The following is a 15,246-nucleotide window of genomic DNA, read 5'->3' as shown; positions in this document are numbered from 1 at the left end:
ACCGCCGGGGACATAATGTATAGGGAAGAACACCTCGGGAGATCCTCTCCAACGAGGTGTTCTTTTGTGCGTATTCGGATGGTTCGCCGGATGTTCGTGCTGAGCCTCGCGGCCTGGGTCTGCCTGGCCCTCCTGGGGGTACGGCTGTTCCAGCTCCAGATCCTGCGCGGGCCGGCCCTGACCCGCCAGGTGTTCGGCCAGCGCACCGAGCGGCTGCCCCTTGAGATGCGGCGGGGCATGATCTACGACCGCTATGGCGTTCCGCTCACGGACCCGCAGTCCACGTGGGGGCTGGCCGTCTTTCCCCGCCTGTTCGGCGACCCGGCCGTGGCGGCGCCGGTGCTGGCGGAGGCCCTGGGCGAAGAGCGGGCCGCGGTGGTGCTGGACTACGTGCAGCGGCACCACGAGGCGGGATGGGTGATCGAAGGGCTGTCGGACGAGGCGGCGCAGCAGGTGCAGGACTACGCCGCGGCGGGGCTGCTGCCCGGCGTGGCGGTGGGCCCCACGGGCTGGCGCTACGGCCCGGGCTCTCTGGCCCGCCACCTGGTGGGTTTCGCCAACGCCTCGGGGGGGTGGACGGGGCTGGAGCTGGCCTACGACTCCGTCTTGCGGGGGGAGAACGTGCCGCACCTGGTGGCCAGCTACCACGGGCGGGGCGGCCCCCTCGGGGACGAACCGCTGCAGGTGCTGCAGCCCCGCGACCCCGCCGGCAAGGAGCCCTACGACGTGCACACCACCCTCGACGCCCGGATCCAGGCCGCCGTGGAGCGGGAGATGGACCGGACCGCCCACCCGGACGGCGGCCCCCTGCGGGCGGCGGTGGTGGTGGTGGACCCGGCCACGGGGGAGCTGCTGGCCCTGGCGTCGCGCCCCAACTTCGACCAGGCCCGCTACGCCACCGAGGACCAGCTGCGCAACCGGGCCCTCACCCCCTATGAGACCGGTTCGGTCTTCAAGCCGATCGTGGCGGCGGCGGCGCTGGAAGCCGGCGCCGTCGTCCCCCACGAGCGCATCGAGTGCAGCGGGACCTATCAACTGGGCGACCGCATCTTCCGGGACGTGGCCGGTACGGTGACGGGGCCGGTGACGTTACGGGAGGCGCTCGCCCGGTCGTGCAACACGGCCTTCATCCGGATCGGCTACGAGCGGCTGGGCGCAGACCGGCTGCTGGAGGCCGCCCGGCGGTTCGGGCTGGACGAGCCGACCGGCGCCCTCCCGTCCGGTTTCGAGACGGTGGCGCCGCTGCCGGAGCCCCGCTACGGCGGCGACGTCGCCCAGCTCAGCTTCGGCCAGGGCGGCCTGCGGGCCAGCCCCCTGCAGGTCGCGCGGGCCTACACCGCCATTGCCAACGGCGGGGTGCTGCATCCGATCCGCCTGGTGACCAGCGTGAGGAGGAGCGACGGCGAGGTGGTCTTCCGCCCGCGGACGGAACCCTCCCGGCGGGTGATGAGCCGCGAGACCGCCGCCGAACTGCGGCAGGCGCTCCTGCTGGCGGTGGTGCCCGGCGGCGGCGGGACCGGGGAGGCGGCCTGGGTGGACGACGCGGGCGCCGCCGGCAAGTCCGGTTCAGCCGACACCGTGCTGGACGGCCGGCCGGCCACCCATGCCTGGTTCGCCGGCTGGTTCCCAGCCCGGCAGCCGCAGTACGTCATGGTGGTCTTCATCGAGGACGGGCGCGCGGGGGGAGCCCACGCGGCGCCGCTCTTCCGGCGGATTGCCGAGGCGATCCTCTCGCTGGACGAAGGATGAAAGGCGGCGCCCCCCTTGGGCGGGAGGCGCCGCCTGCCGTCCGGCTACAGGCTGACGGTCATGCCGCCGTCGACGTGGATGGCCGAGCCGGTGATGTAGCCCGCCTGCTCGCTGGCCAGGAAGGCGACCACCTGGCCGAACTCCGCGGGCCGGCCGTAGCGGCCGGCGGGGATGCGGGCCTCCTGCGCGCGGCGCACCTCCTCGATGGTGCGGCCGGTTCGGGCCGCCTCGCCCTGGTCCAGGGAGTCCACCCGGTCGGTGTGAATGCGGCCGGGCGCGACCGTGTTGGCGGTGATGCCGAAGGCGGCGACCTCGCGGGCCAGGGTCTTCATCATGTTGGTCAGGGCCGCCCGCAGGGCGTTGGAGAGGATGAGGTTGGGAATGGGCTCCTTGACGCCGCTGGAGGTGATGTAGATCAGCCGGCCGAAGCCCCGCTCCCGCATGGACGGGATGGCCGCGCGGGTGAGCCGGATCGCGGGCATGAGCAGCGAGTGGAAGGCGGCCTCCCAGGCGGCATCGTCGAAGTCCAGGAATCCGCCCGGGGGCGGCCCGCCCGTATTGGAGACGACCACGTCCACCCGTCCGTACTCGTCCATGGCGGCGGTGATGAACCGTTCCAGGTCTTCCCGGCGCGTGACGTCGGCCGCCAGGGCCAGCACCCTGCGGCCGGTCTCCTGCCGGATGCGTTCGGCCGCCGCGCCGATCGCCTCCCCGTTGCGGCTGCAGATCGCGAGGTCGCACCCTTCCCGCGCCAGGGCCATGGCCGAGGCAACGCCCAGCCCCTTGCTGGCCGCCGTCACCCAGGCCACCCTGCCTTGAAGCCCGAAGTCCATTCCGGTCACTCCTTTCCAGCCATCGCCGGATACATTACGGGAGCACGCTACCTCCGGAGAGGTGACGGCTCCCGTGCTTACGAGCTTCCTTCGACGTGCAGCATTTCCCGGGCGGCCTGAAGCGCGGCCAGCTTGGACGTCAACATATCGATCTCGCTCTCCAGGGACGTAAGCGCCCGCTCGGTGGAGTGCAGCACTTCCTTCAGGGAGGCGACCTCCTGCTGAATCGCCTTCTGGTGCTCCGGCGCGAGGAGCGCCAGCGTGGCCAGCGCCTGTTCCAGGCTCGTCCGGTTGGCCAGCAGGATCTCCCGCTCGGCCTTCTTCGCGATCAGCTGCTGCTCGACCTCATGGATCTTGCCCGCAAAGAAGCCGGCTGCATCGAAAAAAGGAATATCTGGCATAGTCCCCTCCGGGTCTTGTCATCCGCTGTTCCTCCATTTTACACCGGCCGACGCACCCCGTCTACCGGCACCGCGCCCCGCATGCGTGGCGGATGGGAAGCACCGCGGGTTGACAGCCGCCTGCCGGGGTGTAACAATCGAGCTGGCGCGTCGGGGCGGCGGCGCGGGATTTTTCAAGTGGAGCCGGTTCTGGGACGAAATTGGACTTGAACTCGACCGGCATGATGCGGTAACATAGAAACTCGCCAGGCACTCACTGCGGCACGAGACGGCCCGGTAGCTCAGTTGGTAGAGCACGCGACTGAAAATCGCGGTGTCGCCGGTTCGATTCCGGCCTGGGCCACCACATACGGGGCTATAGCTCAGTTGGGAGAGCGCTTGAATGGCATTCAAGAGGTCAGGGGTTCGAATCCCCTTAGCTCCACCAGTCCGCTAGCGACCCTGCGGAAACGCGTCAGGGCCGGAAGGCAGCAGCGCACCGCCGGGTCGCTAGGTGGACAGCCTGCAGATGTGGCGGAATTGGCAGACGCGCACGGCTCAGGACCGTGTCGGGTAACCACTCCCGGTGGGAGTTCGAGTCTCCCCATCTGCACCATGACGAACCAGAACCGACCCTGCCGAGGAAGGCGGGGTCGGTTCTTTTGCGCGTCTGCCGGCCTTTCCCTCCGTGGGGCGGGACGACAGTGGGCCGTCACCCCTGCATCGCCGCCTCGGGTGTACGGATGCCCTCACGGAAGAGCAGGAAGTAGGCGAAGCTGTCGGTGAGCGCCTGCCACGACGCCTCCAGGATGTTGGTCGAGGCGCCGACCGTGGACCAGCGGGCCTCGCCGTCGCCGGACTCAATCAGGACCCGCACCACGGCGCCGGTGCCCTGGGAGCCCTCCAGTACCCGCACCTTGTAGTCGCGCAGCTCCATCCGCGCCACGGACGGATAGACCTCGGTCAGAGCCTTGCGCAGGGCCCGGTCCAGGGCGTGCACCGGGCCACTGCCCTCCGCGGCGGTGTGCACCACCTGGTCGCCCACCCGCAGCTTGACGGCCGCCTCGCTCTCCGCGGGGCCGTCGGCACCGCCGGTGACCATCAGCTTCACGCCCAGCACCTCAAACGGCGGCTGTCCTTTGTACGTGAGCAGCGCCACCGAGGCCTCGGCGCCTTCGTACTGGAAGCCGCGGCTCTCCCGCTCCTTCACCCGCTGGATCAGCTCGGCGGCCTCGGCGGGGGTGAGCTGGTCGCCGAAGGTCGCCAGCAGGTTGGAGCGGCCGCCCAGGTCCGAGACCAGCACCCGGCGGGCGTTGCCCACCGTCTCGGGGGGCACGTGCTCGTACATCACCGGATCCTTCAGCAGGGCGCTCACGTGCACCCCGGCCTTGTGGGCGAAGGCGTTGTGGCCGACGAAGGGCTGCGCGTCCCAGGGCGGCAGGTTGGCCACCTCGCTGACGAAGCGGCTGACCGCGGTGAGCTCCGTCAGCCTGCCCTCAGGGAGGCAGCGGATGCCCACCTTCAGCTCCAGGTTCGGGATGATGGCACACAGGTTGGCGTTGCCGCAGCGTTCCCCGTAACCGTTGATCGTCCCCTGTACCATCGTCGCTCCGGCGGCGACCGCCGCCAGGGTGACGGCGACGCCCAGGCCGCTGTCGTCGTGGGCGTGGATCCCCAGCCGTGCGCCGGGCAGCTCGGCCGCCACCCGCCGCACGATGTCCGCCGCCGTCTCCGGCAGGGTGCCGCCGTTGGTATCGCACAGCACGATCCAGTCAGCCCCGCCTTCGGCGGCCGCCCGCAGGGTGGCCAGGGCGTAGTCGGGGTTGCGCCGGAACCCGTCGAACAGGTGCTCCGCGTCGTAGACCACCTCGCGCCCCTGCCGCTTCAGGTAGGCCACCGACTCCCGGATCATGCGGAGATTCTCCTCCAGGGTGGTGCCCAGCCCCCGGGTCACGTGGTAGTCCCAGCTCTTGCCGAAGATCGCCACGACCGCCGTCCCTGCCTCCACGAGGGCCCCCAGCGTGGCATCCGACTCGGGCGCGTTTCCCGCCCGGCAGGTGGAGCCGAAGGCGACGGCCTTCGCGCCCTGCAGCGGCCGTTCCCGCAGGAGGCGGAAGAACTCGCCGTCTTTGGGGTTGCTTCCCGGCCAGCCGCCTTCGATGTACGGGATGCCGAGGCCGGCGAGGCGGTGGGCGATCCGGAGCTTGTCCTGGCTGGTGTACGCGATGCCAGCCCGCTGCGACCCGTCGCGCAGGGTCGTGTCATACAGGGTGACAGCCAACAACCTCATTCGACCTCCTCTGGGGGAAACTAGAGGCCCCCGTCCCTGCGTCGGGACGGGGGCCTGAACGCCACCGCGGTACCACCCGGACTTGCCGCCCACAGAGCGGCCGCCTTTGCCGGCACCGTGAGAAGTGCCGCCTCCCGTTAACGGGGGAGGTGCCGGCCACGCCTACCCCGTCCCCGGGGCTCGGGTGGCGGCTCGAAGGGGATGTTCGCCGGAGCCGCCGTGCGGACCTCGCAGCTTACGGCCCGCTCTCTGGGACGGCGGGGATGCCGGGTACTCGTCCTTCTCATCGCCCGTGCCAATCATGCGGATTTACCGACCAATTTAGCCGCAGGGAATCGACGTGTCAAGTCCGAATCGCTATGAATCAGACCCTGTTCCATGCCATGCCACAAAAGGAGGACCGATCCATGGCGCAGCAGCCCCTGAACCAGACGTGGGACCTGGACGTTTTCTTCCCCGGGGGGAGCTCGTCCCCCGAGTTCAAGCGGTTCCTGGATGCGCTGACCGAGGACGTGACAGCCTTCGGGCAGCGGCTGGAGGCGGCCGGCGTGCCCGGGACGGCGGCCGACCTGGACGGCTGGATGCCGCTCCTGGATACCTTCCAGGACCTGACTCAGCGGATCCGGCAGGCCGGCGCGTTCGTCTCCTGCCTCACGGCCCAGGACATGGCCGATGAGGGGGCCAAGCTGCTCCAGGGCCGGGTGGCGCAGATCCGGGCGGCGCTCGGGAATGCCACGACCCTGCTGGATCACCAGCTGAGCGCGATGCCCGAGGAGGTCTTCGCGGCGCTGGAGGCCCGCCCCGAATGCGAGGCCATCGCGTACCCGCTGCGGGAGCGCCGCCTGCGGGCCGCCATGCGGATGGATCCGCAGCGGGAGTCGCTGGCCGGCGACCTCGCGGTGGACGGGTATCACGCCTGGGGGCAGCTGTACGGCGAGCTGGTCGCCCGGGTGCAGATCCCCTGGGAGGCGGGGGGCCGAACGGTGCACCTCTCCGCCGGCCAGGCGGCGAACAAGCTCCTGGACCCCGACCGGGCGGTCCGGGTGCGGCTGTGGGAGCGCTGGGAGAAGGCCTGGGCCGAGCAGGCGGACCTCATCGGTGCGGCCCTGAACCACCTGGCGGGCTTCCGGATCCAGCTGTACAAGCACCGGGGGTGGGACTCGATCCTCTCCGAGCCGCTGGAGAACAACCGCATGAAGGCCGAGACGCTGGAGGTCATGTGGGACGTCATCGACCGGAACAAGGGGATCTTCGTCGAGTTCCTCAACCGCAAGGCCCGGCTGCTGGGGCTCGACAAGCTGGCCTGGCACGACGTGGACGCCCCCCTGGGCGGCGCCGACACCAAGATGACCTACGATGAGGCTGCAGAGTTCGTGGTCGAGCACTTCGGCCGCTTCTCGCCCGACATGGCGCGCTTTGCCCGGAAGGCGTTCGAGGAGCGGTGGATCGAGGCCGAGGACCGGCCCGGCAAGCGGCCCGGCGGCTTCTGCACCTCGTTCCCGCTGACCCGCCAGTCCCGCATCTTCATGACCTTTGGCGGCAACCTGGACAACGTCTCCACCCTGGCGCACGAGCTGGGCCACGCCTACCACCAGTCGGTGATGAACGACCTGCCGCAGCTGGCGCAGGGCTACGCCATGAACGTCGCCGAGACGGCGTCCACCTTTGCCGAGCTGCTGGTGAGCGATGCGGCCCTGAAGGCGGCCGGCAGCGATGAGGAGCGGTTGGTGCTGCTGGCCGGCAAGGCCGAGCGGGCCGTGGCCTTCTTCATGAACATCCACGCCCGGTTCCTGTTCGAGACCCGGTTCTACGCGGAGCGGGCGAAGGGGCTCGTGCCCGTGGCCCGGCTCAACGAGCTCATGGTGCAGGCGCAGAAGGAGGCTTACCGGGACGCGCTCTCGGAGTATCACCCGCACTTCTGGGCGTCGAAGCTGCACTTCTACTCCACGGGGCAGCCGTTCTACAACTTCCCCTACACCTTCGGCTTCCTGTTCAGCTCCGGCGTCTACGCCCGTGCGCTGGAGGAGGGCCCGGCCTTCGCGCAGCGGTACGTGGACCTGCTCCGCGACACCGGCCGGATGCGGGTCGAGGACCTGGCGGCGAAGCACCTGGGCGTCGACCTGACCAAGCCCGACTTCTGGCAGGCCGCGGTGGACGTCTCGGTGGCCGACGTCCGGCAGTTCCTGGCCCTCACGGAGAACCGCTGACTCTCCACGCGCCCGCCTTTGGCACGTTTGGACTATCCCGATTAGGGCGTATGCCCCTACGGCGGCGGACCGGGCCGTCGTAGAATCAATGGCAGGGAAACCATAAGCCAAAGCGGTTCCGGCCGCAGGCCGGAACGAGGGCGCTGAGACGTGGAGAGACGCCCCGCCGGGGCACGCCGCACAGGCGTGTCCCCGGCGGGGCTTTGCGCGAAAGGGGGAGCGGAACCGTGCTGCAAGCCATCGTCATCGGCGGGGGGGCTACCGGCGCAGGCATCCTGCGCGACCTGGCCCTGCGGAGCGTGCGCGCCGCGCTGGTGGAGCAGGGGGACCTGGTCCACGGTACCTCCAGCCGCTACCACGGCCTGCTGCACAGCGGCGGCCGGTACGCGGTGAAGGACCCGGAGTCGGCGCGGGAGTGCGCCGTCGAGAACCAGATCGTGCGCCGGATCGCGCCGTTTGCGGTGGAGCCCTGCGGCGGCCTGTTCGTGCGGCTGGAGCAGGACGACCCCGCCTACGCCCGGCGGTGGGTCGCCGCCTGCCGGGAGGCGGGCATCCCGGTGGAGGAGGTGGACCCGGACCGGCTGCGCCGGGAGGAGCCGCTGCTGGCCGGGTCCGTGTGCGAGGCCTGGGCCGTGCCGGACGCGGCGGTGGACGGCTGGCGGCTGGTCCGGGGGAACGTGGCCGCGGCCGAGGCCCGTGGCGCCCGGGTGTTCACCTACCGGCGGGTCGTGGGGTTGCTGATGGACGGCCGCCGGGTGGCCGGGGTGCGCCTCCTGAACCTGGCCACCGGCGAGGAGGAGCGGCTGGAGGCGGAACTGGTGATCAACGCCGCGGGGGCCTGGGCCGGGCAGATCGCGGCGATGGCCGGGGCGCCGCTGGACGTGGTGGCCGACCGCGGCGTCCTGCTGGTCTACCACGGCCGGCTCACCAGCCGGGTCGTCAACAGGTTGCGCAAGCCCGGCAACGGCGACATCTTCGTGCCCGCGGGCAGCGTCACCCTCCTGGGCACGACGGCGACGCCGGTACCCGACCCGGACGACATCTCCGTGCCGCCCGAGGAGGTCGAGGAACTGAAGCGGCTCGGGGCGGAGATGCTGCCGATGGCGGCCACGGCCCGCATCCTGCGGGCCTTTGCCGGCGTGCGGCCGCTGTTCGGATCGGGCCCTGGCGGAAACACCCGGGAGATCTCCCGGGGCTTCGCGGTGATCGACCACGAGGTCGAGCACGGCGTGCCCGGGCTCCTCTCGGTGGTCGGGGGCAAGCTCACCACCTACCGGATGATGGCCGAGAAGGCGGTGGACGTGGCAGCGGCCCGCCTGGGGGTGACGGTCCCGTGCCGCACGGCGGAAGAGCCGATCCTGCCGCCGCCCGACCCGGACGCCGTCCGGCGGCTGGTCCACCTGGTGGGCCGGGACCTGGCGCAGGCCGTGGCCGACCGGCACCCGGCGACGCTGCCGCAGATCGCCGAGGCCATCGCCCGGCCAGGCGGCCGGCAGGTGGTGTGCGAGTGCGAGCAGGTGACCGCCGGCGAGCTGGTGGGCACCGCCCGGGAGCTGGGCGCACCGTCCCTGGGCGACCTCCGGCGCCGGACCCGGCTGGGCATGGGCACCTGCCAGGGCGGCTTCTGCGGCTACCGCGCCGCCCTCCTGCTGGCACGGGAGGGGATCGTGGCGCCGGAGCAGGTTCCTGCGCTGCTGGCCCGGTTCCAGGCGGAGCGGTGGCGCGGGGTCCGGGGCGGCCTGGGCGGGCTGGAGCTCCGGGCGGCCGAGCTCAACTACGCGCTGGCCCGGGCCCAGCTGGCCATGGAGCCCGCTGCCGGCACGGCGGACGCAGTGGCGCAGATGGGGGGTGCGGGCCATGACTGAAGTCATCATGGGGACGCCCCGTTTCCGCGGCCGGGTGCGCCGGCCGCAGGTGCTGGTGATCGGCGGCGGGCTGGCGGGCATGGCCGCCGCCCTGGCCGCGCGTCAGGCCGGGGCCACCGTGGCGGTGGTGTCCGAGGGGGCCGGCGTGCTGGAGCTGGCGTCGGGCTGCATCGACCGGCTGGCGGTGCCGGAGGGGTCGCTGCCCCCGGAGCACCCGTACCGGCTGATCGGGATGGCGGCCGTGGACGAGGAGCTGGCCGCCTTCCAGAAGGCGATGGAGGCGGCGGGTTACCCCTTGGCCGCGGACGGCCCCGGCGCGGGCGGGTCCCACGTGATCACGGCCCTGGGCAGCCGCCGGAGGACACATCTGGTCGCGCCCGGCATGGCGGCGCCGCCCCCCGGCGAGCCGCTCTGGGTCGTGGGCTTCAGAGGGCTCCGGGACTTCCATCCCGCGGTCGTGGCCGCCGGCCTGCGCCGGTCCGATCCTGCGGCGGACGTCGCCTGGGGCGAGGTCGAGCTGCCGGGGGCGCCCGAGGACGTGCACCCCGTGGCCCTGGCCCGGCAGCTCGAAGACGAGGCCTACCGCCGTCAGGTGATCGAGCGGGTGGCGGCGGTCCGGCCGCAGGGCCGGGGCGGCGCGGCGCTGTTGCCCGCGGTGCTGGGCCTCTCCGGGGCCGCGGCCGTGCGGCGGGCGCTCGCGGAGGGGCTAGGCATGCGGGTGGTCGAGGTCCTGCTGCCGCCGCCCTCCGTGCCGGGGCTCCGGCTGGCGGACGCCCTGCGGCGGGCCGTGCAGCAGGCGGGCGTCGACCTCGCGATCGGCGCCCGGGCCGTGGAGGCGCGGCGGGAAGGCGGGCGCGTGCGCCACGTGGTCACCCGCGGCCCCGGCGGTCGGATCACCTATGAGGCGGAGGCCTACGTGCTGGCCACCGGCGGCCTGATGGGCAACGGCCTGACGGCCGAGGGCCGTTCGGTGCGGGAACCGCTGTTCGACCTGCCGGTTTCGGCGCCTGACGGGGAGTGGGCCGATCCCCGGTTCCTGCCCGCCGAGGGGCACCCCTTCGTGCGGGTGGGGGTGGCGGTGGACGGGCGGCTGCGACCGCCGGGATACACGAACCTGTTTGTGTGCGGGCGCGCCCTGGCCGGATACGATCCGTACGCCGAGGGTAGCGGCGGCGGGGTGGCCGTCGCGACCGGCGGCGCGGCCGGCCGGGAAGCGGCGCGGCTGGTGGCGGGAGGTGAGCCGCGGTGATCCACGAGTACGATGCCTGCCTGAAGTGCACGGTCTGCGAGATGCACTGCCCGGTGCTGCGGGTGGCGCCGGAGTTCCCCGGGCCCAAGAACGGAGGGCCGGGGCTGGCCCGGCTGCGCGCGGCCGGCGAGGTGGTCGAGCTGGATCACCTGGACCTCTGCCTGGGCTGCCGGACCTGCGACACCGTCTGCCCGTCAGGCATCCGCCCGGCCGAGCTGGTGAACGCGCCCAAGGTCGCGCAGGTGAGCCGCCGCGGGTTGCCCCTGCGGGAGTGGGTCCTTACCCACACCTACCTGTTCGGCCCCCTGGCGGTGAGGATGCCCGGGCTGGTCAACGGCGTCCTGGCCAACGGGCCGATCCGGTGGACGATGGAGAAGGTCCTGCACATCGACCGCCACAAGCCGATGCCCAAGTACGCCAACCATTCGTTCCGGGAGTGGTTCCGGCGCCGCCGCTCCCCGTGGCAGGACCGCCCCGCGCCCAACGGCAGGGTGGTCTACTTCCACGGCTGCTCGGTGCAGTACATGGAACCCCACATCGGGCGGCACGTGGTGGAGGTGCTGGAGCACAACGGCTTCGAGGTGGTGCTGCCCCCGCAGAAGTGCTGCGGCCTGCCGCTCATCGCCAACGGCGACCTGAAGTCAGCCGCCGGGAACGGGCGGTACAACGTGCAGCACCTGCGGGAGTGGGCCGCGCAGGGCGTCCCGATCGTGGTCAGCTCCACCTCGTGCTCGCTGACCCTGAAGCACGACTACCCGGGGCTGCTGGGCCTCGACGGCGCCGGCGCCGTGGCCGAGCAGGTCTATGACCTGTTCGAGTTCCTGATGGCCTGCCACGAGCAGGGGCTTCTGCGCACCGACTTCCGGCCGATCCGGGAGCGGCTGCCGTACCACCAGCCCTGCCACCAGCGGGCCCAGGCGATCGGCCTGCCCGCGGTGGAGCTGCTGAACCTGATCCCCGGCGTGGAGGCCTGGAACCTGGATGCCGGCTGTTGCGGCTCCGCCGGGACCTACGGGTTCAAGGAGGAGAAGTACGGCGTCTCGATGCGGGTGGGCCAGGCGATGGCCGACGCCCTGAGGGCCAGCGGCGCCTCACGGGCGGTGTCCGACTGCGAGACCTGCCGGTGGCAGATCGAGTACCAGGCAGGAATGCAGGCCGTACACCCCGTCAGTGTGCTCTGGGGGGCGTACGGCCTGGGCGATCGCAAGGGGACCTAGTCGGTTACGGAACGCGGACCCGCAGGGCGTCGAACTCGCCGCTCAGCCGGTACGGCCCCAGGGCCGCCGGGACGAGCCACGCCTGGCCGGGCGCCAGCGGCTCTTCCCCGCCGCCGGGCCACGCGATGGCGCCGGCGCCGGAGAGGATCATCAGCGCCTCGAACGTGCCGGGATCGGTCTCCTGCGGCCAGTCGCCCCGGCAGCGCCCGTGGGCGGTGACGAAGTAGGGCGACGAAACGAGCGTCTCCCAGCGGTTGGGCTCCGGCAACCCCAGCTGGGCCGGCGCCGGGGGCGGGGCGTCGCTGCAGCAGGCCAGAGCCTGGTCGATGTGCAGCTCCCGGGGCTTGCCGTCCAGGCCGAGCCGGCCGTAGTCGTACAGGCGGTACGTGGTGTCCGACGACTGTTGGATCTCCGCCACCACCAGCCCTGCCCCCAGGGCGTGGACCAGGCCGGCAGGCAGGTAGTACACGTCGCCGGGGCGCACGGTCAGGAAGCGCATGGCCTCCACCGTGCGCCCTTCGCGCACCGCCGCGGCGAGGCCGTCGCGGGTGACGCCCTCCGCAAGGCCGTGCACGATGCGCGCACCGGGTTCCGCCTCCAGCACCACCCACATCTCGGTCTTCCCTCGCTCGCCGGGAGGCAGGCCGGGGAAGTCGTCGGCCGGGTGGACCTGGATGGAGAGGTCGTCCTGCGCGTCCAGCAGCTTGAAGAGAAGCGGAAAGCCTTCCTCTCCGCGGGCCAGGACCCTGGCGCCCATGAGGGCCGCGTCCCGCTCCGGCGGGAGGTGTTCGCGGAGGCCGCTGAGGGTTTCGCCGGCCCACGGGCCGTTGGCAATCGGGGTCCGGCCCTGGGGATGGTCGCTCAGCACCCAGGCCTCTCCGATGGGGCCGGGCGGCAGGTCCGGGTAGAACCGGGCGAGGCGGCGGCCGCCCCATACCCGCTCCTTGAAGAGAGGTGTAAATCGCAGCGGGTACAGCAACGATCCTTCCTCCCCTTTCCTCGTGTGCTACCCCCTATCATACCACCGCATGGCCCGAGCGGGCGGGGCGTTTTCGATCCCTGCGCAGCATCCCGGCGCGCAGGCCCCCGCCTCTGACCGGGAGGCGGGGGGCGGGGTCAGCGCAGGCGCCGGACCCGGAAGTTGTCCTGCAGCAGCGGCAGGTTCTGGGGGAAGGGGTTGCCCAGGACCCAGTAGCTGACGCCCCGCAGCCCGTACTCCTTCACGGTGTCGAACTTGGCCTGCAGGCTGCGGGCGTCCTCGAACCAGACGATGTGCTCGTTGCCCTGGGCGTCCCAGTACCGGTAGAACGGCGACTGGGCGTCCTCGTCGTACTGGATCCACGCCCCGACGTCGATGGCCCGGTTGGTGGCGGCGACGGGGGAGAAGGTCTCCGCCCGGGTGACGCCCCGCTGGTAGGGCAGCCGCCAGTCCCGGCCGTAGGTGGGGATGCCCATCAGGATCTTCTCCGGGGGGATGGCCGACACGGCGTAGTCCAGGACCTGGCGGACCTGCCGGAGCGGCGCGATGGCCATGGGCGGCCCCGTGACGTACCCCCACTCGTAGGTCATGATCACCACGAAGTCGCAGACCTCGCCGTGCACCGGGTAATCGTGCGCCTCGTAGAGCAGCCCGGGCTGGTCCGCCCGGACCTTGGGCGCGATGGCGGTGGAGAGGCTGCGCCCCTCCGCGTGCAGCCGGGGCCGCAGCTGCCGCAGGAAGTTGTTGTACGCCTCCCGGTCGGAGGGGTAGACGTACTCGAAGTCGACGTTCAGGCCGGCGTAGCCCTGCACCCGCAGGATGATCACCAGCTCGTCGATGGCCCGCTGGACGGCCGCCGGGTTGTTGAGGAACTGGCTGGCCAGGTCCGAGCTGAAGGTGGAGCCGCGGAAGTTGGTCAGCGTGAGCAGAGCCTCCGCCCCGCCCCGGTGGGCGGCCTCGATGAAGGACTCCGCGCGGGGTGGCACGACGTCGCCGTCCTCGGTGACGGCGGCGCTGAACATGGCGATGTACGTCAGGTAAGGGGCCGCTTCCGCGGTGGGGGCCACGTTGCCGGTGGCCAGATTGGCTTGGTAGGCGTTGGCCTCGATGACCGGCCGGGTGCCCCGGGGGATCACCAGGGTCTGGCCGGGGTAGATCAGGTTCACATTCGCAATCCGGTTCTCCCGGGCGATGGCGTCCACGGTGGTGCCGTAGCGCGCGGCGATCTGCCAGAGGGTTTCGCCGGCCCGCACCACGTGCCGCCGCTCGGTCGGGATCAGCAGGGCCATGCCGGGCACCAGCCGGTTTGCGTCACGGAGGCCGTTGAGCGTGGCAATCTGCTGGACGGTGACGCCATAGCGCCGGGCGATCTGCCAGAGCGACTCGCCGGGCCTCACAACGGCAATCTCCATCTGCTTCACTCCCTCGCCCCATCCTATGCCCGGAAGGCGGAAGGGGTCCGGGGAGGGGAGGCGGCGGTTCCCGATGGCCCGTCAACGTGGTAAGATGCATGCGGGAGGTCGGTAGACCCATGGACTTGGCTGCGAACGCGAACACGATCCTGCTCGGCCTGTTGGCCAGCCTGCTGGCCGGCCTCGCGACGGTGATCGGCGCACTCCCGACACTGTTCACCCGATCGATCTCACCGCGCATCCAGGACGGCCTGCTGGGCATGGCCGCGGGGGTCATGCTGGCCGCCACGATTTTCAGCCTGCTGATTCCGGCGATGGAGTACGGCGGCGGAGGGCTGCGGGGCGCCCTGGTCGCGGCCGTGGGCCTCTTCGTGGGCGGCGCCTTCCTGGACCTGATCGACCGGTACTCGCCGCACCAGCACTTCATCAAGGGGCCCGAAGGCGGCGGGGCGACCTCGTCGCTGCAGCGCATCTGGCTGTTCATCATCGCGATTACGATCCACAACTTCCCGGAGGGACTGGCCGTGGGCGTGGGCGTCGGCAGCGGCGACCTGGGCAGCGGCCTCAGCCTGGCGATGGGCATCGGGCTGCAGAATATCCCCGAGGGCATGGCGGTGGCCCTGGCGCTGCTGTCGGAGCGCTACGCCCTGCGCGAGGTGTTCCTGATCACCCTGCTGACCGGCCTGGTCGAGCCGGTGGGCGGGCTGCTGGGCGTCGCGGCGGTCACCCTGATGCATCCGATCCTGCCGTGGGCGCTGGCCTTCGCCGGCGGGGCGATGCTGTTCGTCATCAGCGACGAGATCATCCCCGAGACCCACGAGCGGGGCAACGAGCGCACCGCGACGTACATGTTGCTCCTGGGGTTCGTCATCATGATGCTGCTGGACACGACGCTGGGTTAGTCTGTAGGCGCGATTCGGGCCGCCTCCCGTGCGGGAGGCGGCCCGTGTCGGTGTGCCCGGCATGGGCGCTGACTTGGCGGTGAAAGTCCGCTACGGGCGAGGCAGCACCAGCCCGTTAGCCAAAGGCAAGGGTGTCCGTCGTGAGGCGGAATCTGAAGGAAGC

General features: G+C 71.5%; 11 protein-coding genes and 3 tRNA genes. 9 read left to right on the top strand and 5 right to left on the bottom strand.

Going from position 1 to position 15,246, the window contains the following annotated elements; translation table 11 throughout:
• Positions 1-66 precede the first annotated feature (66 nt).
• Complete coding sequence (locus STH_RS10000; protein ID WP_207635379.1) at positions 67-1,749, top strand: peptidoglycan D,D-transpeptidase FtsI family protein; 1,683 nt, start codon at positions 67-69, stop codon at positions 1,747-1,749.
• A gap of 44 nt (positions 1,750-1,793) precedes the next feature.
• Here STH_RS10000 and STH_RS09995 read toward each other — a convergent pair whose 3' ends face one another.
• The gene (locus tag STH_RS09995) at positions 1,794-2,582 is read right to left on the bottom strand and encodes an SDR family oxidoreductase (RefSeq protein WP_043713879.1); all 789 of its coding nucleotides are present in this window, start codon (positions 2,580-2,582) and stop codon (positions 1,794-1,796) included.
• Positions 2,583-2,659: 77 nt separating this feature from the next.
• Positions 2,660-2,983 (bottom strand): hypothetical protein, encoded by a 324-nt coding sequence (locus STH_RS09990; RefSeq protein WP_011196116.1) that lies wholly within the window; start codon positions 2,981-2,983, stop codon positions 2,660-2,662.
• A 270-nt stretch (positions 2,984-3,253) separates the two neighbouring features.
• Between STH_RS09990 and STH_RS09985 the strand changes: the two genes are divergently transcribed.
• The 3 genes from STH_RS09985 (at position 3,254) to STH_RS09975 (ending at position 3,578) form a co-directional block, all read left to right on the top strand.
• Positions 3,254-3,329, top strand: a tRNA-Phe gene (locus STH_RS09985).
• Positions 3,330-3,334: 5 nt separating this feature from the next.
• Positions 3,335-3,410, top strand: a tRNA-Ala gene (locus STH_RS09980).
• Positions 3,411-3,487: 77 nt separating this feature from the next.
• Positions 3,488-3,578 (top strand) — tRNA-Leu (locus STH_RS09975).
• 96 nt (positions 3,579-3,674) lie between these two features.
• Here STH_RS09975 and cimA read toward each other — a convergent pair.
• Positions 3,675-5,252, bottom strand: a complete 1,578-nt coding sequence (cimA, locus tag STH_RS09970) for a citramalate synthase (protein ID WP_043713878.1) — start codon at positions 5,250-5,252, stop codon at positions 3,675-3,677.
• A gap of 407 nt (positions 5,253-5,659) precedes the next feature.
• Here cimA and STH_RS09965 point away from each other — a divergent pair, with 407 nt between their 5' ends.
• The 4 genes from STH_RS09965 (at position 5,660) to STH_RS09950 (ending at position 11,790) form a co-directional block, all read left to right on the top strand.
• Positions 5,660-7,459, top strand: coding sequence for a M3 family oligoendopeptidase (locus tag STH_RS09965; protein ID WP_011196114.1), 1,800 nt, complete (start codon positions 5,660-5,662; stop codon positions 7,457-7,459).
• A 227-nt stretch (positions 7,460-7,686) separates the two neighbouring features.
• A complete protein-coding gene (glpA, locus tag STH_RS09960) occupies positions 7,687-9,324 on the top strand; it encodes an anaerobic glycerol-3-phosphate dehydrogenase subunit GlpA (RefSeq protein ID WP_011196113.1) in 1,638 nt (545 codons plus the stop codon).
• Entirely contained in the window at positions 9,317-10,573 is a 1,257-nt protein-coding gene (glpB, locus tag STH_RS09955) for an anaerobic glycerol-3-phosphate dehydrogenase subunit GlpB (RefSeq protein WP_043713877.1), read from the top strand. The genes glpA and glpB overlap by 8 nt, the downstream gene beginning before the upstream one ends.
• A complete protein-coding gene (locus tag STH_RS09950) occupies positions 10,570-11,790 on the top strand; it encodes an anaerobic glycerol-3-phosphate dehydrogenase subunit C (protein ID WP_011196111.1) in 1,221 nt (406 codons plus the stop codon). The genes glpB and STH_RS09950 overlap by 4 nt, the downstream gene beginning before the upstream one ends.
• Positions 11,791-11,794: 4 nt before the next feature.
• Here the strand turns inward: STH_RS09950 and STH_RS09945 are convergent, their stop codons facing one another.
• Positions 11,795-12,769 (bottom strand): type I phosphomannose isomerase catalytic subunit, encoded by a 975-nt coding sequence (locus STH_RS09945; protein ID WP_011196110.1) that lies wholly within the window; start codon positions 12,767-12,769, stop codon positions 11,795-11,797.
• 137 nt (positions 12,770-12,906) lie between these two features.
• A complete protein-coding gene (locus tag STH_RS09940) occupies positions 12,907-14,181 on the bottom strand; it encodes a LysM peptidoglycan-binding domain-containing protein (RefSeq protein ID WP_043715565.1) in 1,275 nt (424 codons plus the stop codon).
• A 119-nt stretch (positions 14,182-14,300) separates the two neighbouring features.
• Between STH_RS09940 and STH_RS09935 the strand changes: the two genes are divergently transcribed.
• Complete coding sequence (locus STH_RS09935) at positions 14,301-15,083, top strand: ZIP family metal transporter (protein WP_043713876.1); 783 nt, start codon at positions 14,301-14,303, stop codon at positions 15,081-15,083.
• The last annotated feature ends 163 nt before the right edge of the window (positions 15,084-15,246 follow it).

The sequence above is a fragment of the Symbiobacterium thermophilum IAM 14863 genome (genome assembly GCF_000009905.1).
In the GTDB taxonomy this organism is placed as follows: domain Bacteria; phylum Bacillota; class Sulfobacillia; order Symbiobacteriales; family Symbiobacteriaceae; genus Symbiobacterium; species Symbiobacterium thermophilum.
The sequence above is the reverse complement of the archived record's forward strand: the minus strand, read 5'-3'. Positions and strand labels throughout refer to the sequence as shown.